The organism is Alkalihalobacterium sp. APHAB7 (assembly GCF_048323755.1).
Taxonomy (GTDB): Bacteria; Bacillota; Bacilli; order Bacillales; family Bacillaceae_F; genus Alkalihalobacterium.
In genome coordinates this window covers 112,989-135,662 of record NZ_JBLWFS010000005.1, presented here as the reverse complement: position 1 = coordinate 135,662, position 22,674 = coordinate 112,989, and the positions used below count along the sequence as shown (strand labels likewise).

Below are 22,674 nucleotides of genomic sequence, written 5' to 3'. Positions count from 1 at the left end.
AAAATTAGCTTATACCAGTAATGAAAAATATGTAACTATTTTTAGTGAAAACTTTGTCTAATATAGTCAGATTATTTCGATTTATAGTTGACTTATTAGCAGATTTTTCTTAAAATTTAAAATAACTGACCGGTCGGTCGGTCGGTAAAGATAGAAATGGATAGGGGAGGAATAAAAATCATGATGAATGTTCCATTAACGATAAGTTCGATGTTAGAGCGCGCTGAGAACTTTTTTCCTAAGAAGGGTGTCGTATCAAGGACTTTATCTAAGACTCATCGATTAAATTATAAAGAAATTGGTGAAAGAACTCGCAGGTTAGCAAGTTCTCTTGAAAGACTTGGAATAAAAGAGGGGGACAAGGTTGCAACATTTGCATGGAATCAACATCGTCACCTTGAGACGTATTTTGCTGTTCCGAGTTTAGGTGCAGTTCTTCATATGGTGAATATTCGTTTATCTGAAGAACATATCTCGTATATCATCAACCATGCGAATGATCGTATACTACTGATTGACGAGGACTTATTGCCGATTATTGAAAGTGTGAAAGATGAACTAAAGACTGTAGAAGCTTTTATACTAATGACAGATCAGGAAGAACTACCAGAAACAACATTAGAGCCTCTATATTCCTACGAGGATTTAATTAACCAAGGTGACAAAGATTTTCAATTTAGAAAAGACATTGATGAAAATACTCCGGCAGGTATGTGTTATACTTCGGCCACGACTGGAAACCCCAAAGGAGTACTATACAGTCATCGTGCTCTAACTCTACATAGTATGATGCTTGGTATGGCAGATACGTTAGCGCTTTCTGAAAGTGATGTTTGTATGCCGCTCGTTCCAATGTTCCATGTTAATGCATGGGGATTACCGTATGCTTCTGCTTGGTATGGTACACAGCTAGTCTTACCTGGACCAAATTTCACCCCTGAAGTGATTACTGAATTAATTGAGAACGAAAAGGTTACTATTACAGCCGGTGTACCAACCATATGGCTTGGCGTCTTAAATTTACTAGAAAAAGAGAAACGTGAAATGAGTAGTTTAAGAGCTGTTATATGCGGTGGGTCAGCTGCACCAATGTCCATGATTAAAAAATATGAAGAGGATTACGGGATACCATTTATGCATGCATATGGTATGACGGAAACAACACCAATTGTAGCTTTATCTCGTATTAAGAGTTATCAGCAAGAATTAAGCAACGAAGAGAAACTTGAAATTCGATCAAAACAAGGGTTGTTTGTTCCAGGTGTTGAAATGAAAATTGTTAATGAACAGGGACCAGTTGAGTGGGATGGAAAAGACATGGGTGAGCTCTTATTAAGAGGGAATTGGATCGCTGATAGTTATTTTGAAGATGACAGAACGATTGATACATTTAAAGATGGTTGGCTTCATACTGGTGATATCGCTACAATTGATGAGGAAGGAACCCTTAAGCTTGTAGACCGAACAAAAGACTTAATTAAGAGCGGTGGAGAATGGATCTCTTCTGTTGATTTAGAAAATGCTTTAATGGCACATGAAGGAGTTTTTGAAGCTGCTGTAGTAGCTGTCCCTAGTGAAAAGTGGTTAGAACGTCCTGTTGCTTGTGTCGTTTTAAAGCCGGAATACAAGGATAAAGTTACAGAAAAAGATATCATTGAATTTTTGACACCTAAATTTGCAAAGTGGTGGCTTCCTGATAAAGTATTATTTATCGATGAAATTCCAAAGACAACCGTTGGGAAGTTTTTAAAACGTGAGTTGCGCAGTCAACTTGAAGAAAAAATGAGTGTATCCTGATTAATATCTTAGACAATAAAATAAAAAATCCGAAATTTAATAGTGAATTTAATACCGGCACCAGCATGAACAAATCATAAAAAAAATCGGTACATTAGGGAATAATCCCCTATTCTTTTCAAACATTTTAACTGAAAATTTTATATTTTTATTAAATTATAAATCATAGGAACTTAGAGGTTTATAATAGGGGGCTTACTATGCTAAAAAAACGTGAATATGGCGGTATACAGCCAGGTGTAAAGTGGGGGCCTTTTACACTGAGGTTACCTGGTGTACATGTACCAATTACTTGGTCTGAAGTTATTCAAGGAGGTTTTCTATCGTTAGCGACAGGTGGAGCACTTGTCCCCCTAATGATGCAATATTTTGATATTCCTTTTGGTGTCGCATGGTCGATTGTATCTATTCAACTCTTTTGGGTATGGACTCAATCATTTTTATTCGGGGATGCTTATGCTGCAGGTTGGATCACGCCTGCATTACCATTAATATTAGTATTTTTAGGAAGCTTTACTCCAGGTGCTGAGGCTGTTCAAGCCATGATAGCTATCACCTTAGTTGTTTCAACCTTGTTCCTTTTCTTTGGTATAACGGGTTTAGGAGCGAGGTTTAATAAGCTAATACCAACAACTTTAAAGGCAGGTATAATAATGGGGGCTGCGATTGCAGCGTTTCAATCTGAACTTACACGAGTTCAAACATTACCTATTACGTTGATTACATCTTGGATTGTTGTATTAGTTATTATGTTTTCAATCCCATTTAATAAGTTACCAAATACAAAGGCAAAAGTAATAGTTACATCAAATGCTATATTAATGGGGTTTGTTGCTGCGAGTATAGCAGGTATCCTTTCTGGAGAATTAAAATTCGAGATAGAATGGGGTATTTTTGTTCCACAATTTGGAGAATTATTAGCAGCGACTTCACCTTGGGGTGTAGGGTTTCCAACTTGGTCAGTGATCGTAGCTGCTATTCCTATTTCAATCATGGTCTACATTCTCGTATTCGGTGACCTTCTTGTAGCAGATACGTTATTAAAGGATGCTTCGAAGGCTCGACCTGATGAAAAGATAGATGTAAACCATACACGTACACATTTTGCGTTAGTTTTCCGTAACATTGGACAACTATTCACGGGTGGAGTACTTATACCATTGCATGGACCTATGTGGACAGGTATCCAAGTATATATTTTAGAGCGGTATAAGAAAAGTAGAACAGCACTGGATACGATTTTCTCAGGACCAGTTAACTGGTATTGGTTATCTTTACCTTTAGCCTTCTTTACACCAATGATAGGTATTATGATTCCGTTGTTACCTGTAGCATTATCGCTTACTCTTCTTTTAACTGGTTTTGCTTGTGCTTATGTTGCAATGTCAATGGTATCTAACAATACATCAAGAGGGTTAGTTCTTGGTATTGGTCTTTTAACAGCTGTTCAAGGTCCTGCGTGGGGAATTGGAGCAGGTATCATATTGTACATCTTACTAATTGGTAAGGAGCCAAAAGAGACTGAATTAGTTTCTGAAGAGAAATCTGCATAAAAAAAGTTTTAGAAAAAGGTGATTTAAAATGGAAGCGGTTTATATTGTTGAAGGAGCAAGAACAGCATTTGGAACTTTTGGAGGAGCATTTAAAGACGTTTCAGATATTGATTTAGGAGTTACAGCTAGTCGAGAAGCGATGAAACGTAGCCACATATCTCCTGAACAAATCGACCATGTGTTTTTTGGTAACGTTATTCATACCAATCAATCCTCTTCATATCTTGCTAGGTATATCGGATTAAAATCTGGAGTTCCTCATGGAGCTCCAGCCTTATCTGTCAATCGATTATGTGGTTCAGGATTACAAGCAATTGTTTCTGGAGCACAGCAAATTATGTTAGGTGATGGTAGAACAGCTTTAGTTGGCGGAGCAGAAAACATGAGTCAATCACCGCACGTATTAAGAGATACACGCTTCGGAAGTAAGTTACAAGCACCAAAAATTGATGACATGCTTTGGGCAACTTTGACAGATCATCATGCTGGATGCGGTATGGGTGTGACTGCAGAAAATTTGGCTGAAAAATATAACATTAGTAGAGAAGAACAGGATGAATTTTCAGTACGTTCACATGAATTAGCTGCTAATGCGCGTGAAAATGGACGTTTTGATCAAGAAATTGTCCCCGTTTCTTTAAAAGTAAGAAAAAAAGAAGTGGTTGTAGATAAAGACGAACATATTAAAGGTGATACAACGGTTGAAAAATTAGGTAAGCTAAATGCAGCATTTAAAAAAGAGGGAACGGTTACAGCTGGAAATGCAAGCGGTATTAATGACGGTGCAGCTGCAGTCACTTTAGCTAGTGAAACCTTTATTAAAGAAAGGAATATTAAGCCATTAGCTAAAATTGTTTCATGGGGTATTGCAGGAGTTGATCCTGCTTATATGGGAATAGGTCCAGTTCCAGCTAGTAAAATTGCATTACAGAAAGCTAGTTTAACGATCCAAGATATAGATTTAATCGAAATCAATGAGGCGTTTGCAGCTCAATATCTAGCGGTTGAAAAAGAATTAGGGTTAGATCGTCAGAAAGCAAATGTTAACGGTGGCGCAATTGCACTAGGGCATCCTGTCGGGGCTAGTGGAGCTCGAATTGTATATTCATTGGCGAAAGAATTAAAGCTTCAAAATAAGAAATACGGTCTAGCGTCACTTTGTATAGGTGGCGGACAAGGCATTTCACTTATTATAGAATCAATATAACTGAGGAGGAGAAATAATGGGATTTAAAAAAGTAGTAGTTGCGATTGATGGTTCAAAGCATAGTTATCTTGCTTTAAAAAAGGCGGTAGAACATGTAAAAGATGTTTCGGGGCAATTAACGGTTATTCACATTGTTCCGGATACAGGTTCAGCACCTATTATTATTGGTGATTTTTCAACAGCTCAATATGATTACAAAAAGAAACTGAAAGAAGTAAAGAAAGAAGAAGCTGAACAAATAATTAACCGTGCAAAACAAGAAGTGCAAGAAAATGGAGGTACTTCTCAATATTACATTCTTGAAGGTGACCCGGCAAATTCTATTTGTCAGTTTTCAGAAAAAGAAAACGTTGATTTAATCATTATTGGAAGTCGTGGACTTGGTAGTTTCAAAGAAATGGTGTTAGGAAGTGTTAGTCATAAAGTTGCACAAACTTCTTCAATACCTGTTATGATTATTAAATAATGTTTCTATAGGGTGACTCATAAGATCAGATCACTGTGCCTTTCGTCTTGCATTCTGAGGCCAGGATATTTATGAGTCACCTTTCTATATATTGATCTTAATGAAGGGCAGCTAAGTATATTTTGCAAGTTGAACAATTGCTATAAAAATACGAATTGAATGGGGAGAATGCAGATGAAGTTAGACCATCAACTATTATCTATTTTAGAATCTCTTCATGATGCAGTAATTGTTGTTCTCACTGATTATACAGTAGCATATGTGAACAAAGCATACACTGAACAATTTAATGTGCCTAAAGAAAAAATTATCGGCAGAAACTTACATAAAATAGAAGAAAATTCTAGAATTATTGAAGTCTTAAAAAGCGGTGAGCCACTTATTAATGATTGCAGTTATGTCCACTCTCTAAAAAAAGATGTCTGTGCAAATATCACACCATTAATAGAAAAAGGTAAGATGACTGGTGTTGTTACCATTATGAGAGATATTAGTGAAGTGACTAACCTACAGGAAGAACTGAACCGTTATAAGATGTATTCATCGGAGCTAAGAAAACAATTAGATCAAAAGAATTTTTCCTTGTTACACAGTAATGTCTATAAAATGAAGACAGTCGTTTCTCTAGCTAAAAAAGTGGCTGCAACGGATGCCACGATTATGTTATACGGTGAAAGTGGAGTAGGAAAAGAAGTTTTTGCAAAAGCCATTCACGAAGCGAGTACAAGACATAGTAAGCCCTTTATTCCAATAAATATCGCTTCAATACCGGATGCTTTATTTGAAAGTGAATTGTTTGGGTTTGAGGAAGGGTCATTTACAGGGTCTAGAAAAGGTGGCAAAAAAGGATTGATTGAGTTAGCTAGTGGTGGTACGTTATTTTTAGATGAAATTGGAGAAATGTCGTTAAATGTACAAGCGAAGCTCCTACGCGTTATCCAAGAACGTTCGTTTAACAAGGTTGGTGGGACGAAAGCCGTTCCAATGGATATTCGTATTATTTGTGCAACGAATCGAAATTTAAGTGAAGAAATAAAAAAAGGGACTTTCCGAGAAGATCTATATTACAGGATTAATGTCGTTCCAATTACAATTCCTCCTCTTCGAGATAGAAAAGAAGATATACCGTTTATAATAGATAACCTATTACGTGAATTGAAATCCAAATATGGAAAGCACGTAATAGTAGACGAAGAGATTATAGAGGTGTTGATGGAATATCGTTGGCCAGGAAATGTAAGAGAATTATTTAACGTGTTAGAACATATGGTTGCGGTATGTTCTAAATCTCATTTTGAACTCGAAGATATTCCAGATTACATTCGAGAAGGAACAGAAAGTAAACTCGCAGATCCTCATATACTGCAAAGAGAATATGTCGATAAGAAAAACACAAATTATCAACTGAATGAAGTGTTAGAAAACACAGAGAGAAATCTTATTGAGAAAGTGATTAAGGTAAGTAAAAATCGTTCAGATGCGATTAAAACACTAGGAATCAGCAGAAAAGCCTTTTATTCCAAACTTAAAAAATACGATATGTTATAACAAACATACAACTTTGATTACCCTCTTCTATTATTCTGTAAAATTGGCACGTTACTTGCATATATACTGTTAAATAGATTTTTAATAAAAGCAAGGAGGCATATATATGAAAGTTCTAATTCAGAGAATGGAAGATGGAGATGCAAAAATTACTTACCAAGAAACAGCAGGTTTAGCAATTATTAGTTTAAGTCGTCCTCGTTCAAAAAATGCCCTAACGAGCAATATGTGGACACAATTATCAGAGATTGGGGCAAAAATTTTAGATAATCCGAAAAATAAGGTTGTAATATTGAGGGGAGCTGGAGAACAGTTTACTGCAGGATCAGATATTAAGGAATTTCATGAGATGTCTGTAGAGGAAGCGGAAGCGTCATTTCTCCTTATGGAAAGAGCTATTTCTACATTTGAACGATTACCTTTACCGACAATTGGTGTCATCAATGGACCAGCGATGGGAGCTGGGTTAGAGTTAGCACTAGCCTGTGATATTAGAATAGGATCAAATTTTACCAAGATGGGGATTCCGGTAGGAAGGTTAGGAATTACCTTAAATAATAAATTTGCTCAAAGGCTAGTTAGTTTAATTGGTCCAAGTCGAACAAAGGATCTTGTATACACAGGTAGAATTTATGATGCTGAAGAATGTAAAAGTTTAGGTTTAATTAATTATTTAATACAGGAGGAAAAACTTGACCGTTATGCTATTCGGTTGGGGAAACTAGTTGCTTCCCAGTCTCCCGCATCCCTTAAAGCAATTAAACGTTCTGTTGCAAATTGTGTAAACAGTGTCGAAGAATTATGGCAGGAAGAAACCCCTTTTGTGGATCGGAATGATTTTCCAGAAGGTGTAGCTTCTTTTGTAGAAAAAAGGCGACCAAACTTTAAGAGAAGAATCTAGTAAAGCAAGATGCGCCATTAGAGACATGAATTTACTATACGTTACTTAACGATGTGAACATGAATTGAATAAACTTCAACATGTAAATAATCTTGAAAAGCTTGGTGAATTTTTTGTTGAATCAGTTCTCCAATCTCTTGAATTGGTTGTTGTATTGGATGATTGAGACTGATAGATACCTCAACAGAAGGTAGTGCTGTCATTTGAACATGGACGTAATGACACTGTTTAACTTGAGTGATATGTTCACATTCATATAAGGCTATGGAGTTTAATACTTTATTTGAAATTTGAATGGAGTTCCGATCAAAATCGGGGTAGACGACGGTTGTTTCTCCAATGATTTCTTCTTTTTGTGATATTATTTTCATTCCTTGTTTAATTAATCGCTTAAAGAAACTTTGCTCAACTTGAATGTGTGGGACTGGGATCACGTGTTTTCCTTGTGTTAACCGAACGTACTGAGCCATCTTAATTTCTTTAGAAGACCTTACTTCAGTTACATCGAATAGGTGATCAATTTCTCCTAATTCAAGTGCAGAACAAATAGAGTGGACCATTCTTGGTGAAGTGCCAATGATTAATATTTTTGAAATATGATATTTCTTTATGGCATTCTGAACCTCTTTCTGATGGTCTTTGAAGTAAAAAGTAGCTCTTTTAACAGCTGTAATATAATTCTTTTCGAACTTTGCGGAAGTACCGGCTATTTTTTTACCATTATAAATTAATAGACCATCATCTATAATTGCAGGAATTTTTTTAGTATAGGCAAATGCAAGGGCACTTGTACTTTTTCCAGTACCACTTGGACCACTAAGTGCATAAACCAACATGTTATCAGCTCCTTGACTAGTTTAAATGGATGCAACTTCACATTAAAAAGACTGAAAAATTAGGATTATTTTAAGATTTTGATTTTTAAATATTATACTTAAGCTGTAATAAAAGGGCAACTTCGTGCGACTGCTATTTTGTGTTCCTTTAAGAAACAGTTGTTTCCTATAGAAACATGCAATGTTTCTATAGGAAACAACTATATAAATGATAAATGGATAATCCAAGAAAAAAGAGTGAATAGGATAGTTGCAAAAATTGGCACAATTTTTGCAACTATAAAGAGTGAAGATTATTTAATTAATTTAGGAGGGGTATACAATGGTAAAAGTAAAATATGAGGTAGAAAATCAAATTGGAACAATCACAATTGATTCACCTCCAGTAAATGCGTTAGAAAAGCAAGTACTAGAAGAACTTTCAGAAATTGTAAATAAAATTAATGAAGATGTTAACGTGATTATTATTACTGGAGGAGGCAATAAAGCGTTTGTTGCTGGTGCAGACATTAAAGATTTTCCTAACTTGACAAAGGAGACAGGGGTAGAGCTCGTAAAGAAAGGCCAACAAATCTTTCAACAAATCGCAGATCTCGAACAGCCTGTCATTGCCGCAATTGATGGGTTTACACTTGGCGGTGGGTTAGAGTTAGCTCTTGCGTGTGACTTTAGAATTGCAACAAGTCGCTCGCAATTCGGTTTACCAGAAGTGAAGCTAGGAATATTACCAGGATATGGAGGGACGCAAAGGTTACCACGTTTAATCGGTAGTGGAAAAGCAAAACAGCTTATCTTCTCGGGTGAATTCCTTTCAGCTGAAGAGGCATATAAAGTTGGAATTATTGAAGAAGTAACAGAAGAATCAGCATTGAATGAGGCTAGAAAATGGGCTGAGAAAATTTCGAAAAGAGGTCCATTAGCTGTGAGAGCTGCAAAAAAAGCAGTAAATGAAGGACTTGATCAATCATTAGAAGAAGGATTGCATACGGAAGCTACATATTTCGGTACGCTATGTGAGACTGAAGATAAAAATGAAGGTGTAGCTGCTTTCTTTGAGAAAAGAGAACCTAATTTTACAAGAAAATAAGAATTAGAACTATACAATAATTGAGGAGGAGAAATTAGATGAAAAATATTGGTGTAATTGGTTTTGGGACGATGGGATCAGGTATTGTTCAAGTTTGTGTAGAAGCGGGGTACGTTGTAAAGGCTGTTGAGCAAGAAGAGGCATTTTTTGAAAGAGGATTAAAACAAATCAATAAAAATTGGAAGCGTGCAGTTGAGAAGGGGAAGATTACGGAAGGACAAGTTGAAGAGTATCAAAGTCGACTAGTTACGTCAACAAATTGGCAGGATCTAGCAACAGTGGATTGTGTCATCGAAGCTGTAAATGAAAATATGGAATTGAAGAAAGAAATCTTCAAGAGGCTAGATAAGATTGTAGGTGCTGAAACATTAATCGTCAGCAATACGTCAGGATTAAGTATTACGGAAATGGCGAGTGTTCTAGAGGACCCTAGTCGCGTAATGGGATTCCATTTCTTTAATCCCGTGCCAGTTATGAAATTAGTAGAGTTAATTCGTGGATATGATACGACAGAAGCAACATATGAAAAATCAAAAACTTTAGTAGAGTCTTTAGGAAAACAAGCAATTGATGTTAAAGAAGCACCGTTGTTTGCTGTTAACCGCATTTTAGTACCAATGATTAATGAAGCAATCTTTGTTTTACAAGAAGGAATTGCAAGTGCTGAAGACATTGATACAGGAATGAAATTAGGCGCTAATCATCCGATCGGACCGTTAGCATTAGCTGATTTAATTGGACTTGATACGTTATTATTCGTACAGGATTCTCTATATGAAGAAACACAAGATTCAAAATACCGTGCAGCACCTTTATTACGAAAACTTGTAAGAGCAGGTCACCTGGGTAGAAAAACGGGCAGAGGCTTTTACGAGTACTAAGATACACGAGAGTGATTAATTAGAAATTGGGGGAGAATGAATGAGTTATTTTGAATTATCGAAAGAGCATCAGCAAATTAAACAAGAGATTCATAGATTAGCTCAAGAAAAGATTAAGCCACGTGCGTTGGAAATTGATGAAGAAGCACAGTATCCTTGGGATATATTGAAGCTTGTATCTGAATACGGTTATATCGGAGCGAATATGCCTGAAGAATATGGTGGGGCCGGGTTAGATCTACTTAGCTTTTGTACGATAGTAGAAGAAATTGCACGTGTGTGTGCATCTTCTTCACAGGTCGTTGTGGTCCAAGAGCTTGGGGCGTTGCCGATAATCATTAGCGGAAGTCATGAGTTAAAGCAACGTTTTCTCCCAGATGTTGCTTCAGGCAAAAAGGTAATTGCTTATGCGTTAACAGAGCCTGGCGCTGGTTCTGATGTAAAAAGCTTAAAGACACGTGCGGTAAAAGACGGAGACAGTTATATTCTTGACGGCCAAAAAATGTTCATCAGTAATGGTGGGGTTGCCGATTTATACACTGTATTTGCGCAAACAGAAAATGGTATATCAGCATTTGTCGTTGAAAAAGAAACTCCAGGCTTTGAAGTCGGCAAGTTAGAAAAGAAAATGGGAATTAAAGGATCGCCAACAGCTCAACTTTTCTTTGAAAACTGTCGTGTTCCAGCTGAAAATATGATCGGCGCTGAAGGTGAAGGTTGGATGGCGGCTATGAAAACTTTTGACAAGTCGCGACCGACCGTTGCTGCTCAAGCGCTTGGCATCGCTCAAGGTGCTTTAGATGCTGCATTAGAGTATGTACAAGAAAGAGAACAGTTCGGTAAGTCGATTGCCTCCTTCCAAGGTGTACAATTCATGTTAGCGGATATGGCGACACAAGTAGAAGCTGCCCGAGGTCTCGTATATCGTGCAGCAGCAAAAGTAAATGATTTAACGGCAACCGGTAAAAATCCAGAACTTACGCAAGCGTCATCGATGGCCAAAATGTTCGCTTCTGATGTAGCGATGAAAGTTACGACAGATGCCGTCCAATTGTTAGGTGGGTATGGTTACATTCAGGAGTACAATGTAGAGCGAATGATGAGAGACGCTAAGATTACTCAAATTTATGAAGGTACAAACCAGATTCAACGTTTAGTTGTCGCGAGAAATTTGTTAGGAGGGAAATAAATGAAACTATTATTTATTCATGGTGCTGGCGGTTCAAGTAGTAAGTGGCGGAAAATGGCTGAACATTTCAATGGTGTTTCGTTTGAGAGTATCGACCTACCAGGACACGGGTCTAACCAAGAAGTGATCGCTGAGTCAGTTGAAGACTATGCTAAACGCTTATCCGATACGATTACAGAAGACGTTATTGTTGTAGGTCATTCAATGGGCGGAATGGTAGGTATTGAACTAGCTGCAATCAACCCTCATGTGAAAGGTCTCGTATTAGCTGCATCTTTTTACGAACTACCTGTCCACCCGAAAATTATTGGCCAACTAGAAATGGGGCAATTTCCGGAATTTCTTTTCTTAGCTTCATATAGCAAAGCGACAGATGAAAGTCTAATGACTGAAGAGAAGGCAGAACTAGATCAAACGCCAGTAACAATTGCTTTAAATGATTTTAAAGCGTGTGATCAATATAAAAATGGAAAAACAACGATTTCTCAATTGGCAGTTCCTATTTTAGCTCTTTATGGTGATGAGGATAAATTACTACCTCCAAATGCACAAACAGAAATTGCAAATGCTAATAAAAATGTCCAGTTAGAAGTCATTTCAGGTGCTGGGCATTACGTTCAACTAGAGAAGCCAAAACAGTTTGCACAACAAATTGAAGCTTTTTGTGATCAAGTCAAAAAAGCAGTAAACGTCAAATAAACATGAGGAGCGATTTATTGTGTTGTATATCAATGGAAACTGGAAACAACCAGAAAGCGGAAACACTTTTTCTTCGTTTAACCCAGCTACCGGTGAAGTGCTAGACACGGTTGCAAATGGGACAGCTGAAGATGCTCTGAATGCGATCCATGCAGCTGAAAATGCATTTGAAGCATGGTCTTCACTAACTGCTTATGAACGTTCTAACTATCTTTATAAAGCCTATGAAATTATGATTGAAAAGAAAGAACAACTAGCAGTTATGATGTCAAAAGAGCAAGGTAAGCCATTGAAAGCAGCAAGAAATGAAGTCCAATATGGCGCAGATTTTCTCTTATTGTATGCAGAAGAAGCGAAACGAGTAAACGGTGAGATTTTGCCTTCCCCACGAAAAGACCAACGATTTATGGTGCTACATCAGCCTGTAGGAGTTGTTTGTGCGATTACGCCTTGGAATTATCCGATTTCAATGATTACTAGAAAAATAGCTCCAGCCATTGCAGCTGGTTGTACGGTCGTATTAAAACCTGCAGAACAAACACCGTTATGTGCGGTTGAAATGTTTAAAGTATTTGAAGAAGCTGGTCTTCCTGATGGGGTCGTGAACTTAGTTACAACTGAAAAGCCAGAAGAAATTGGCCACGTATTTTTAACACATAAATCAGTTAAGAAGATTACGTTTACGGGCTCTACAGAAGTAGGGAAATATATTGCTGAACAAGCAGGAAAACAAGTGAAAAGAGTTTCGATGGAGCTTGGCGGCCATGCACCTTTTATCGTTTTCGATGATGCAGATCCTGTTCATGCTGCAAAAGGTGCAACCCTTGTGAAATTTTTAAATACGGGTCAAGCGTGTATAAGTCCAAACCGAATATTTGTCCACAGAAGTATTATTGACAAGTTCACTGAAACATTTGTGGAACGTGTAAGTAAAATGAAAGCAGGAAATGGGCTAGAAGAGGGAATTGCGATCGGCCCACTCGTTGATACGCAAGCACTAGAAAAAGTTCATAACCAAGTAAGTGACGCAACGAGTAAAGGAGCTAAAGTGGCGATTGGTGGTGAGCGTATAATCAGTGAACCTCTTCATAAAGGTACATTCTATTCACCAACTGTATTAACCGGTGTTGATGAATCGATGACTATTTATTATGAAGAAACATTCGGTCCGGTAGCTCCGATCATTCCATTTGACACGGAAGAAGAAGTATTGAAGATGGCGAATGACACAGACTACGGATTAGCTGCGTACGTCTATACAAATGATTTAAAGCGAGCGATGACGATGTTTGAAAAATTGAAGTTCGGAATTATCGGCATAAACGATATTAACCCGACTGCAGCCGCAGCCCCATTTGGAGGTATGAAAGAAAGTGGCCTCGGACGCGAAGGTGGAAAAGAAGGCATTCATGAGTATTTAGAAACAAAACTTGGAGGCTTTTCGATATAAGAAAGAGTGAGGCTGAAACTTCAGCCTCATTTCTTCGTTCATCCACATAAATTTATAAATGATGATGAAAAATTTGAAAAACCTAAATAAAATGTGTCGAAAAACCACTTTTTTTGTGAATAATCATGTGGATAAACAAGGGAATTATCCACAATCCTTTCAATATGTAAGGAAACCGTTAATTTAACGTAAATAATTTATACACAATTTGTGGTTGTGGTTATCCACAGGTTGTGTATAAATTTGTGGTTAACTTACATTTTGCTTGATCCAGCTGAGAAACCAGCTGTATATCCTGTGGAAAAAGCTGCTGTAATGTTATATCCACCTGTATACCCGTGAATATCTAAAACTTCTCCACAAAAATATAAACCATTCTTGAATTTCGATTCCATTGTTTTCGGATGAATTTCCTTTACTGATACACCACCACCTGTAACAAATGCCTTTTCAATGGGTAATGTTCCGTTGACTTCAAAACGAAACTCTTTAATGAATAGAGAGAGAGACCGCAAAGGTTCATTACCAATGTTTGCACAACTCGTCCCTAAATCAATTTCTATTTTTTCTAATAAGAAAGTAAGCATTCGATCAGGTAAGTAGCCTTTTAGGACATTTTTCACTGCTTTTTTCGGCTCATTGTTGATGAGTTTCCTCAATTCTTGAAAAATCTCTTCCCCGGACTTATCAGGAATAAGATCGATGCTCATCACAACAGTGGCGGGTTGTTTTTTTTGCCTTTTTAATTCTTTTACAACGTATTGACTACATCTTAAAGCAATAGGTCCTGAAATTCCAAAGTGAGTGAAAATCATATCCCCTTCATGAGTTTTAATGACTTTTCCTTTTGCATTTAAAACCGAAAGTGCAACGTCTCTTAATGATAGCCCTTGAAGCACTTTATTTTTAATGAAAGTTTCGTTGGATGTAATCGGCACTTCTGTTGGATATAAGTCAGTAATTGTGTGACCTGCTTTTCTTGCCCAAGGGTAACCATCGCCAGTAGAGCCCGTATGTGGGACACTTTTCCCGCCTGTTGCAATGATAACAGCTTGTGCATCAATCGTTTCGCCATTTTCAAGGGTAACCCCAAGCACTTTCTCTTCATCATAACGAACTTCTTTGACCGAGGAATGTGTTTTAATTTTCACTCCAAGATCTTTTACCCTGTCAATGAGTATTCTTACAACGGTAGAAGCTTTATCACTGACAGGGAACATTCTACCTCGGTCTTCTTCTTTTAGTCGAATTCCTAAATTCTCAAAAAATTGAATGATATCTTCATTATTAAAGACGGAAAAAGGACTGTGCATAAAACGCCCGTTTCCAGGAATGTGAGCAATTAAGTCATCAAGTGCCATACGATTGGTCACATTACAGCGACCGCCACCGGAAATGCCAAGCTTTCGGCCGAGCTGATCTCCTTTATCGATTAGAAGGACGGCAGCCCCTTGACTAGCAGCAGCAATGGACGCCATTAAACCAGATGGACCACCGCCAATTACAATTACATCATACATACTTTCATAGCACCTTTCGTTAGGTATTTATAGAGGTAGTTTATCATGGTTATACGTCTGTTGGTAATTGTTTCACTTTTAAAAGAAATTATACTACGAGAGGCGCGTCACAGCTAATTCATACGAAAAAACTTCTCAGGATAAATAGCCATAAAGAATTGCGCTAGCCCTATAGAAAAAAATATTTAAAAACAGGCACCGAATTGGTGCCTGTAAGTTAAGCAAGGTAGGTTGATCTTTGTACATAGATGGTACTCCTATATCTTGATTAGTAAGTGTAGAAAGTACCAACAATAACTAACAAGATAAATAGGACTACGATTAACGCAAAGTCGAATTTGTATGCGCCCATCCTAAACACCTCCTCTAACCTTACTTAGTACAACTTATGCAAAAAGTAACAAATTGCAATAGGTCATATGTGGAAAGTACCAAATGAGATCGTAATATGGTTTAATAACATTGATCTAAAAATAAGAGATTAGTACAATGTAGTAATGGTAGTAAGAAAGGGGCTTTTTCATGTTAACGAAACTAACAATACATACAGCTTCTCGAGATGAAATGATTGATATCACGAATGAAGTACAACAATTTGTAAAAGATGTTGGCGTGAAGGACGGTTTAGTGATGGTTTATTGTCCACATACAACGGCAGGTATTACGATTAATGAAAATGCGGACCCGGATGTTTTGCATGATATGCTCATGCGGTTAGATGAAGTTTATCCTTGGGAACATCCAAAGTATCGTCATATGGAGGGGAATTCAGCTTCTCATTTGAAAGCGAGTACGGTAGGTTCCTCGCAATCTGTCATTATTTTTAGTGGGGATCTCGTATTAGGTCAGTGGCAAGGAATTTACTTTTGCGAATTTGACGGACCAAGAAAAAGAAATTATTTTCTTAAAATCATAAAAGGGTAACTTGATACTTTGTAAAAATAAGGTAGACTGAATATGTTCAGTTCGTTTTAATGACTCAGGAGGACAAAATGTCAGACTCTAAACTTCTCCGTGGCACGATGATATTAACAGCCGCGACGTTTATTTCTAAAATACTTGGCTTAATCTATATTTTCCCGTTTAGTGCAATTGTTGGGCAACAAGGTCTAGCATTGTATGCTTACGGATATTTGCCATATACGGTCATCCTTAGTTTAGCCACAATGGGAGTCCCCTTGGCGGTTTCTAAATTTGTGGCTAAATATAATGCATTGGGAGACTATTATACAGGGAGAAGGTTGTTTCGCTCAGGAATGGTCGTCATGTCCATCACGGGATTTATCGCCTTTTTAATGTTGTTCTTCATGGCTCCTGTTTTGGCTACGTTGATTATAAGAGACCCTAGTGACCTTCAAGGAAACTCGATGGATGATATTATCTTTTCCATCCGAATGGTGAGTACGGCCTTAATTATTGTACCAATCATGTCCGTCATTCGAGGGTATTTCCAAGGCTTTCAATCTATGGGACCGACAGCTATATCCCAAGTTGTTGAACAAATCGTACGAATTATATTTATTTTAAGCTTAACGTTCTTGATTGTTGGAGTTTATCAAGGGGGAATCGGATTAGCCGTTGGATTTGCTACATTCGGTGCATTCGTTGGAGCTTTAGGTGGTCTTGCTGTCCTATTAATTTATTGGTTTAAACGAAAAGAGCTCCTAAATCGCCAAATGAGTGAGAGTACAGTCGATCATCAAATCCCGCTTAAAAGTATGTACCGAGAGCTCATTTCCTATGCTTTACCTTTATCCTTTATTGGGCTTTCCATTCCGTTATATCAAATCATTGACTTATTTACATTTAATAATGCGTTGATTGCTTCAGGGGTTAGTCAAGAGGACGCGGAGGTTGCTTTTGGTGTATTTTCACAATCTGCTCATAAGCTCATATTAATTCCAGTAGCATTAGCGACTGCTTTTTCAATCACTCTTATCCCAACGATTACAAAGTCGTTTATTAATGGTGATGAGGACTTATTACGAAGTCAAATCACACAAACCTATCAGATTATTTTATTCTTAACGATCCCTGCAGCAGTCGGTTTATCGATCTTATCATTTCCGGCTTTTGGTGTCCTGTTTGGACTGGGGGATCTTGAAGTGGGCGGAAGTATTCTTAGATACTACGCACCAATTGCTATATTCTTTTCATTATTTGCGGTTTCTGCCGCGATATTGCAAGGAATGAATAAGCAAAAGTATGCTGTGATCGGATTACTAGTTGCACTCATCGTAAAGCTCTTATCGAATTACTGGGCGATTTATTCATTAGGTGCACTTGGTGGTGTGTTAACAACTTACGCAGGGTACACGATTTCGATTGCCATTAACGTTTGGGCGATTGGCAAGTTTGCTAACTATAATTATCGTTTTATTGTTAAGCGATTTATACTTATATCAATTTTTGTAGCCATCATGGCATTTGTTGTTGTCATCATTAAACATGTACTTGAACTCGTTTTCCCGATGACAAGCTGGACGAATGCATTGATTGTGTTAATTCCGTCGATAGCGACTGGTGGACTCGTTTATTTATTCTTAACGGTGAGGTCACACTTAGCAGGCCAAATTCTTGGTCAGCGCTTTTCTTTCCTGCGCTGGAAGAAAAAAAGAACGGAAACACACTAATCATCTCTAGAGCAGCTAATAAATTTGTCTATAAAAGGGTAAAAGTTCAATGTGCTGTAGCTTGGTTAGGTGAACTTATGGTCCTGTTTACAACATTAACATCTGCTTAAATGAATGCAAATGCTAGGGCAAAGCAATACCCTAGCATTTTGTTTTTTGTTTTCGTGTTAGGAGCTTATAATGTTCTTTGCTTAGAAACCGTCAGCGAAGCCTCCAAAGCCTAGTTGACGCTCTACTCTGCGCAGACGACGGTTTAAACGGTTAATTCTCTCTGTATTTTGTTCAACAGTACGCTCTAGCCTTGCTAAGCGGCGTTCAATATCTCGAGGCGGTGTATGGCCAGGGAAGCCAGTGCCGGGAAACCCTGTACCAGGAAATCCGGGACCAGGTAAGCCAGGTGCTCCAGGCGATGGGAAAAATTGAGGCTGTTGTCTTTCATCCTGTTGCACATAAGACTGTTGCTGGAATTGGTTTTCGCCTTGCATCATAGGCTGTTGAAATTGACTTTCATCCATCACATAAGGTTGTTGTTGATGTTGTTGATAATAATTATAATTCAATGATCTCTCTCCTTAACTGGGTATTCGTACATTACAGTTTTAGCTTATGTAAAAAGCGGGCGAATGGAATGAGGCAACTGCCTATTTTTCTATAATTCTTGATTAAATCCTCATTTTTACTTATTTTTCTACAATAAGTGCCAGCAAAAGTCTCTTTCTCTTATTTTCGCGGTTTGATATAATTGTACAAGCATGAAAAGTAATCGAATTTCAATTACTACGTTAATGAGCCTTTTGAGGACATAAACTTTGGAGGGGCCATGAAATATTCAATTTCAAAAGACAATGATTGGCTACTCATTGTCGTTACTGCATTGTTATCAATATTTGGGTTGATTATGGTATTTAGCTCAAGTTATGTTTGGGCTCTCTATCAAACTGGGGATTTTTATTTTTTCATTAAGCGACAGTCGATGTGGTTTTTTATGGGTATTTTTGTATTTTTCATTGTTATGCATATCCCCTTTCAACTATATCGAAAATTATCAGCAGTCATTATATTAGGGTCAATCGTTATATTGACTGCCGTTTTATTCTTCGGGCATGAAGTATATGGTGCACAGCGGTGGATTAGAATTGGGCCGTTAAATATCCAGCCATCCGAGTTTGTAAAGTTAGGAATGATTATGTATTTAGCGTCTGTATATAGTAAAAAACAAGCCTATATTGATCAGTTTATTAAAGGTGTTATGCCTCCTTTAATTGTTGTAACGATCGTATTGGCATTAATTGTCAGACAACCTGACTTAGGAACGGCAACGTCAATCCTCCTTGTCACGATATTAATCGTGTTTTTTTCAGGAGCAAAGATTAAGCACCTAATCTTATTAGGTATGTCAGGCGTTGCAGTGTTTGTTATTGCCGTTTTGGCAGCGCCGTATCGGATGAAGCGAATTACCTCTTATCTGGATCCATTTGCAGATGCAGCTGGTGACGGGTACCAAATATTGCAGTCCTATATCGCGATCGCACATGGCGGTTTGTCTGGAGCTGGTCTTGGACAGAGTGTACAAAAGCTTATGTACCTTCCTGAACCACAGACTGATTTTATATTAGCGATCATTTCAGAGGAGTTAGGGTTATTAGGTGTAGCATTTGTTTTTGCTTGTTACACGATTATCTTCTTTAAAGGAGTAATGGCTGGTATTCGTTGTAAAAATCCGTTTGGAAGCTTGTTAGCTTTCGGGATTGTTTTTCAAATTGGGATACAAATTGTTTTTAACGTTGGAGCGGTTTCAGGTTTGCTGCCGATTACAGGTATTCCATTACCATTTATTAGTAATGGGGGGTCATCATTGCTCGTATCGATGATATCGGTAGCGGTTTTAGCAAATATATCAAGACAAAATCGACAACAACGACGGCTCGCTGAAGAAAGTGACGAACGTTTAGGAGCATAGCTCGTTTTATATAGATGGAGGAAATTATGGAAGAACGTAAATCGGGGTTACAGCAGATTGATTATACGTTACTGTTTTTGTTCTTTTTGTTAATGTGTATCAGTTTAATGGCAATTTATAGTGGATCAGGTGGACAGTATACCGCTGATCCTATGCAATTCGTGAAAAGACAAGCTATATGGTTAGTGCCAGGGCTCTTTTTAATGGGCGCTGCAATGATTATTGATTACGATATGTTAAAGAATTTTTCAATTCCTTTATATATACTCGGAATATTACTACTGTTGTGGGTTGAGTTTTTTGGAGTCGTCTTTAATGGCTCACAACGTTGGATTCAAATTGCTGGTCAACGGTTTCAACCGTCTGAGTTTGTAAAAGTCTTCGTCGTTATTGCGTTAGCTCATTTATTATATAAGATTACAAAAGATGGTCGTGAAAAAAGTTTTAAATCAGATTGTATCGTTGTTGCGAAAGTGGTAGCGATAGGTCTGCCGCCATTTTTCCTCATTCTAAAACAACCCGATTTAGGGACTGCTTTAGTCATAGCAAGTATTATGGCCACTATGATTTTAATGTCTGGTGTCGGTTGGAGAATGCTATCCTTACTATTTGTTAGTGTCATTAGTGGTATTGGTTTCTTAGTTTGGTTACACAACAATTACTTTGCGTTATTTAATAAAATTATTAAGAATCACCAGATGGAACGGATCTATGGTTGGCTGTATCCGAATGAGAACGCAGGTAGTTACGGGTATCAGCTAGTTGAGGCTTTAAAAGGAATTGGTTCAGGGGGACTATATGGAAGTGGATTTATGCAAGGGGTTCAATCACAAAGTGAACCTGCCCGCGTTCCAGAACTCCATACTGACTTTATTTTTACAGTAATCGGGGAAGAATTTGGCTTTCTCGGCGCGACCATTTTAATTGTTATTTATTTCTTAATGTTTTATCGAATGATTGTCATTGCTTTTAGTTGTAATAACTTATTTGGAACGTATTTAGTTTCGGGAATTGTAGGATTACTAGTGTTTCAAATATTCCAAAATATCGCTATGACGATAGGGATAATGCCTATTACAGGTCTTGCTTTACCTTTTATCAGTTATGGCGGTAGTGCCCTCATGACAAATATGCTAGCTCTTGGAATCGTTTTAAATGTGAATATGAGAACCAGGCATTATATGTTCCAAACCGAAGAAGTGTAAAAAGAGATGCCCGCACCATTGAATGGATGATATAGTCTAATGCACGTTAGCGCTATATTTCGTCATGAGGTGTGGGTGTTTTTATTCTATTTCCTTTATTGGCCATTTTCCTGAAAACGGGGATAAGATGATCTAAAAGAAAGGCTGTTTTCGTAAACTTTGTTGCTATTCAAAAGCTTCACGCTAAAGCGTGAAGAACCAAGCTTTTTCGCTTGGTTACGGTCTAATAGCTAAAAGCAACATTCTTTTAGAAAAAGGCCAAAAGAAAATACATGTATGTTTAGTTTAGGCGTCATATAGTACGAGTTAGAAGAGGGAGGAGCACATGATTTTATTTATTGGATTTGGTCGGTTAACGCAGTCACTTTTACCCTTTATACAGAGCGAAGAAACCATTTATGTCTTTCATAAAAATCTTCGAGATGAGGACTATTACAATCAATTTAAAGTTCAGTATGCAGGTCCAGATATGTTTTCAAAGGCTAGTCATATTTTTTTAGCATTACCGGCTTCAGCATACAACGATTTTTTTACTCAATATGGTCAATACTTACATAAAGAAGCCATCATCTTTCATATGGCGACTGCCATTATGGAGCAGGAAGTCATCTCATACACGCAAGGCAGTAAAGTAGTACCGTGCAAATGTATCGGTCAAGCGGATCAGATGGTAACAGATAAACGAGGATTACTCATTGTACCAGAAGCCTTTGAACAGGAATTGATGTGGCTCAAATCTTTTTTTTCAAAAGATATGACCTTGCAAACAGGAGAAGAAAAAGACGTGCTTCTCATTAATCAACATGCCACAAAAGCGGCGCTTGAACTCGCAGTATCTATAAAAAAAGAACTACATAAAAAGGGTTTTGTAGAGAAGTGGATCGATCATTCACTTGAAGTAACAGTTAGAGGTGTGATTAAAAGTTATTGCCATCAACAGCTAGGAGGGTTTGGACGGGACCTTCTAAAAGAATTAGAAAAACAAAGTGAGGGGTCAGGAAATGAGAATTGATAAATTGCTAGCTAACGTTGGATTCGGTACAAGGAAAGAAGTGAAAAAGTTACTGAAAACTGGTGTTGTCCATGTAGATGGAGAACCGGTTAAGGACGGTAAATATCATGTAAAACTTGACGAACAGTCTGTTACTGTTCACGGTGAGTCGGTAGAGTATAAGCCATATATTTACTTGATGCTTAATAAGCCTAAAGGAGTTATTTCTGCTACTGAGGACAACCAGCATGAGACCGTCATTGATTTATTAGCCTTTGAACATGCAGTGTACGAACCTTTTCCTGTTGGTAGGCTCGATAAAGATACGGAAGGTTTTCTTATTTTAACGAACGATGGAAAGCTATCACATGAATTGATGTCTCCTAAAAAACACGTGGATAAAACCTATGCAGCGACCGTAAGAGGAGAAGTGACAGAAGAAGATGTGCAGAAGTTTAAAGAAGGGGTCGAACTAGATGATGGCTATGTTACGAAGCCTGGTCATCTCGTAATTCGTGAAGCTGGTCCAATTTCAGAAATTGAGTTAACCATTACTGAAGGTAAATTTCATCAAGTAAAACGGATGTTTCAAGCAGTCGGAAAAAAAGTATTGGAATTAAAACGCATATCAATAGGTCCTCTAGAGCTAGATTCTAATTTGCGTCTTGGGGAATACCGAGAGATGACAGAAGAGGAAATTGAGATATTAAGGAATTCTAAATGAAGAAAACAGCCACTCCAGTGGCTGTTT

General features: G+C 37.6%; 21 protein-coding genes. 17 read left to right on the top strand and 4 right to left on the bottom strand.

Translation table 11 applies throughout. From position 1 onward, the window contains the following. Positions 1 to 180: 180 nt before the first annotated feature. The 6 genes from ACNSTQ_RS07550 (at position 181) to ACNSTQ_RS07525 (ending at position 7,472) form a co-directional block, all read left to right on the top strand. Positions 181 to 1,797 carry a long-chain fatty acid--CoA ligase gene (locus tag ACNSTQ_RS07550; protein ID WP_418199243.1) on the top strand — a complete coding sequence of 539 codons (1,617 nt, stop codon included), beginning with the start codon at positions 181 to 183 and terminating at the stop codon, positions 1,795 to 1,797. Positions 1,798 to 1,997: 200 nt separating this feature from the next. Continuing rightward, complete coding sequence (locus ACNSTQ_RS07545; protein ID WP_418199242.1) at positions 1,998 to 3,350, top strand: hypothetical protein; 1,353 nt, start codon at positions 1,998 to 2,000, stop codon at positions 3,348 to 3,350. Between the two features lie 28 nt (positions 3,351 to 3,378). Continuing rightward, positions 3,379 to 4,557 carry a thiolase family protein gene (locus tag ACNSTQ_RS07540; RefSeq protein WP_418199241.1) on the top strand — a complete coding sequence of 393 codons (1,179 nt, stop codon included), beginning with the start codon at positions 3,379 to 3,381 and terminating at the stop codon, positions 4,555 to 4,557. Between the two features lie 16 nt (positions 4,558 to 4,573). After that, positions 4,574 to 5,023 carry a universal stress protein gene (locus ACNSTQ_RS07535; RefSeq protein ID WP_418199240.1) on the top strand — a complete coding sequence of 150 codons (450 nt, stop codon included), beginning with the start codon at positions 4,574 to 4,576 and terminating at the stop codon, positions 5,021 to 5,023. Between the two features lie 174 nt (positions 5,024 to 5,197). Beyond that, positions 5,198 to 6,571, top strand: coding sequence for a sigma-54 interaction domain-containing protein (locus tag ACNSTQ_RS07530; RefSeq protein ID WP_418199239.1), 1,374 nt, complete (start codon positions 5,198 to 5,200; stop codon positions 6,569 to 6,571). Positions 6,572 to 6,677: 106 nt separating this feature from the next. Then, complete coding sequence (locus ACNSTQ_RS07525; protein WP_418199238.1) at positions 6,678 to 7,472, top strand: enoyl-CoA hydratase/isomerase family protein; 795 nt, start codon at positions 6,678 to 6,680, stop codon at positions 7,470 to 7,472. A 41-nt stretch (positions 7,473 to 7,513) separates the two neighbouring features. Here the strand turns inward: ACNSTQ_RS07525 and ACNSTQ_RS07520 are convergent, their stop codons facing one another. Further along, a complete protein-coding gene (locus tag ACNSTQ_RS07520; RefSeq protein WP_418199237.1) occupies positions 7,514 to 8,308 on the bottom strand; it encodes a hypothetical protein in 795 nt (264 codons plus the stop codon). A gap of 322 nt (positions 8,309 to 8,630) precedes the next feature. Between ACNSTQ_RS07520 and ACNSTQ_RS07515 the strand changes: the two genes are divergently transcribed. The 5 genes from ACNSTQ_RS07515 to ACNSTQ_RS07495 are packed head-to-tail and all read left to right on the top strand — an operon-like array spanning position 8,631 to position 13,614. Beyond that, positions 8,631 to 9,395, top strand: a complete 765-nt coding sequence (locus ACNSTQ_RS07515) for an enoyl-CoA hydratase/isomerase family protein (protein ID WP_418199236.1) — start codon at positions 8,631 to 8,633, stop codon at positions 9,393 to 9,395. Positions 9,396 to 9,433: 38 nt separating this feature from the next. After that, positions 9,434 to 10,276 carry a 3-hydroxyacyl-CoA dehydrogenase NAD-binding domain-containing protein gene (locus tag ACNSTQ_RS07510; RefSeq protein ID WP_418199235.1) on the top strand — a complete coding sequence of 281 codons (843 nt, stop codon included), beginning with the start codon at positions 9,434 to 9,436 and terminating at the stop codon, positions 10,274 to 10,276. A gap of 40 nt (positions 10,277 to 10,316) precedes the next feature. Continuing rightward, complete coding sequence (locus tag ACNSTQ_RS07505; RefSeq protein WP_418199234.1) at positions 10,317 to 11,465, top strand: acyl-CoA dehydrogenase family protein; 1,149 nt, start codon at positions 10,317 to 10,319, stop codon at positions 11,463 to 11,465. Next, on the top strand, positions 11,466 to 12,164 hold the full coding sequence (locus ACNSTQ_RS07500) for an alpha/beta fold hydrolase (protein ID WP_418199233.1): 699 nt from the start codon (positions 11,466 to 11,468) through the stop codon (positions 12,162 to 12,164). A gap of 19 nt (positions 12,165 to 12,183) precedes the next feature. Further along, positions 12,184 to 13,614: an NAD-dependent succinate-semialdehyde dehydrogenase gene (locus tag ACNSTQ_RS07495; protein WP_418199232.1), complete on the top strand. Its 1,431-nt coding sequence runs from the start codon at positions 12,184 to 12,186 to the stop codon at positions 13,612 to 13,614. 254 nt (positions 13,615 to 13,868) lie between these two features. Here ACNSTQ_RS07495 and ACNSTQ_RS07490 read toward each other — a convergent pair whose 3' ends face one another. Together ACNSTQ_RS07490 and ACNSTQ_RS07485 are read right to left on the bottom strand one after the other, a co-directional pair. After that, the gene (locus ACNSTQ_RS07490; protein WP_418199231.1) at positions 13,869 to 15,134 is read right to left on the bottom strand and encodes an NAD(P)/FAD-dependent oxidoreductase; all 1,266 of its coding nucleotides are present in this window, start codon (positions 15,132 to 15,134) and stop codon (positions 13,869 to 13,871) included. Between the two features lie 268 nt (positions 15,135 to 15,402). Continuing rightward, on the bottom strand, positions 15,403 to 15,486 hold the full coding sequence (locus tag ACNSTQ_RS07485; protein ID WP_275120328.1) for a YjcZ family sporulation protein: 84 nt from the start codon (positions 15,484 to 15,486) through the stop codon (positions 15,403 to 15,405). Positions 15,487 to 15,656: 170 nt separating this feature from the next. Between ACNSTQ_RS07485 and ACNSTQ_RS07480 the strand changes: the two genes are divergently transcribed. Both ACNSTQ_RS07480 and ACNSTQ_RS07475 read left to right on the top strand, forming a co-directional pair. Next, positions 15,657 to 16,058, top strand: a complete 402-nt coding sequence (locus ACNSTQ_RS07480) for a secondary thiamine-phosphate synthase enzyme YjbQ (RefSeq protein WP_418199230.1) — start codon at positions 15,657 to 15,659, stop codon at positions 16,056 to 16,058. A 68-nt stretch (positions 16,059 to 16,126) separates the two neighbouring features. Then, the gene (locus ACNSTQ_RS07475; protein ID WP_418199229.1) at positions 16,127 to 17,767 is read left to right on the top strand and encodes a putative polysaccharide biosynthesis protein; all 1,641 of its coding nucleotides are present in this window, start codon (positions 16,127 to 16,129) and stop codon (positions 17,765 to 17,767) included. 191 nt (positions 17,768 to 17,958) lie between these two features. Here ACNSTQ_RS07475 and ACNSTQ_RS07470 read toward each other — a convergent pair whose 3' ends face one another. Then, positions 17,959 to 18,327, bottom strand: coding sequence for a hypothetical protein (locus ACNSTQ_RS07470; RefSeq protein ID WP_418199228.1), 369 nt, complete (start codon positions 18,325 to 18,327; stop codon positions 17,959 to 17,961). 260 nt (positions 18,328 to 18,587) lie between these two features. Here ACNSTQ_RS07470 and ftsW point away from each other — a divergent pair, with 260 nt between their 5' ends. The 4 genes from ftsW (at position 18,588) to ACNSTQ_RS07450 (ending at position 22,647) form a co-directional block, all read left to right on the top strand. Then, positions 18,588 to 19,727 (top strand): putative lipid II flippase FtsW, encoded by a 1,140-nt coding sequence (gene ftsW, locus ACNSTQ_RS07465; protein ID WP_418199227.1) that lies wholly within the window; start codon positions 18,588 to 18,590, stop codon positions 19,725 to 19,727. A gap of 26 nt (positions 19,728 to 19,753) precedes the next feature. Further along, positions 19,754 to 20,932 (top strand): rod shape-determining protein RodA, encoded by a 1,179-nt coding sequence (rodA, locus tag ACNSTQ_RS07460; protein ID WP_418199226.1) that lies wholly within the window; start codon positions 19,754 to 19,756, stop codon positions 20,930 to 20,932. A 325-nt stretch (positions 20,933 to 21,257) separates the two neighbouring features. Next, positions 21,258 to 21,944, top strand: coding sequence for a hypothetical protein (locus ACNSTQ_RS07455; protein ID WP_418199225.1), 687 nt, complete (start codon positions 21,258 to 21,260; stop codon positions 21,942 to 21,944). Next, the gene (locus tag ACNSTQ_RS07450) at positions 21,934 to 22,647 is read left to right on the top strand and encodes a pseudouridine synthase (protein ID WP_418199224.1); all 714 of its coding nucleotides are present in this window, start codon (positions 21,934 to 21,936) and stop codon (positions 22,645 to 22,647) included. Before ACNSTQ_RS07455 ends, ACNSTQ_RS07450 begins: the two co-directional genes overlap by 11 nt. The last annotated feature ends 27 nt before the right edge of the window (positions 22,648 to 22,674 follow it).

Coding starts and splice junctions, on each gene's coding strand:
- ACNSTQ_RS07550 (WP_418199243.1), top strand. CDS start 181: ATGATGAATGTTCCATTAACGATAAGTTCGATGTTAGAGCGCGCTGAG.
- ACNSTQ_RS07545 (WP_418199242.1), top strand. CDS start 1,998: ATGCTAAAAAAACGTGAATATGGCGGTATACAGCCAGGTGTAAAGTGG.
- ACNSTQ_RS07540 (WP_418199241.1), top strand. CDS start 3,379: ATGGAAGCGGTTTATATTGTTGAAGGAGCAAGAACAGCATTTGGAACT.
- ACNSTQ_RS07535 (WP_418199240.1), top strand. CDS start 4,574: ATGGGATTTAAAAAAGTAGTAGTTGCGATTGATGGTTCAAAGCATAGT.
- ACNSTQ_RS07530 (WP_418199239.1), top strand. CDS start 5,198: ATGAAGTTAGACCATCAACTATTATCTATTTTAGAATCTCTTCATGAT.
- ACNSTQ_RS07525 (WP_418199238.1), top strand. CDS start 6,678: ATGAAAGTTCTAATTCAGAGAATGGAAGATGGAGATGCAAAAATTACT.
- ACNSTQ_RS07520 (WP_418199237.1), bottom strand. CDS start 8,308: ATGTTGGTTTATGCACTTAGTGGTCCAAGTGGTACTGGAAAAAGTACA.
- ACNSTQ_RS07515 (WP_418199236.1), top strand. CDS start 8,631: ATGGTAAAAGTAAAATATGAGGTAGAAAATCAAATTGGAACAATCACA.
- ACNSTQ_RS07510 (WP_418199235.1), top strand. CDS start 9,434: ATGAAAAATATTGGTGTAATTGGTTTTGGGACGATGGGATCAGGTATT.
- ACNSTQ_RS07505 (WP_418199234.1), top strand. CDS start 10,317: ATGAGTTATTTTGAATTATCGAAAGAGCATCAGCAAATTAAACAAGAG.
- ACNSTQ_RS07500 (WP_418199233.1), top strand. CDS start 11,466: ATGAAACTATTATTTATTCATGGTGCTGGCGGTTCAAGTAGTAAGTGG.
- ACNSTQ_RS07490 (WP_418199231.1), bottom strand. CDS start 15,134: ATGTATGATGTAATTGTAATTGGCGGTGGTCCATCTGGTTTAATGGCG.
- ACNSTQ_RS07485 (WP_275120328.1), bottom strand. CDS start 15,486: ATGGGCGCATACAAATTCGACTTTGCGTTAATCGTAGTCCTATTTATC.
- ACNSTQ_RS07480 (WP_418199230.1), top strand. CDS start 15,657: ATGTTAACGAAACTAACAATACATACAGCTTCTCGAGATGAAATGATT.
- ACNSTQ_RS07475 (WP_418199229.1), top strand. CDS start 16,127: ATGTCAGACTCTAAACTTCTCCGTGGCACGATGATATTAACAGCCGCG.
- ftsW (WP_418199227.1), top strand. CDS start 18,588: ATGAAATATTCAATTTCAAAAGACAATGATTGGCTACTCATTGTCGTT.
- rodA (WP_418199226.1), top strand. CDS start 19,754: ATGGAAGAACGTAAATCGGGGTTACAGCAGATTGATTATACGTTACTG.
- ACNSTQ_RS07455 (WP_418199225.1), top strand. CDS start 21,258: ATGATTTTATTTATTGGATTTGGTCGGTTAACGCAGTCACTTTTACCC.
- ACNSTQ_RS07450 (WP_418199224.1), top strand. CDS start 21,934: ATGAGAATTGATAAATTGCTAGCTAACGTTGGATTCGGTACAAGGAAA.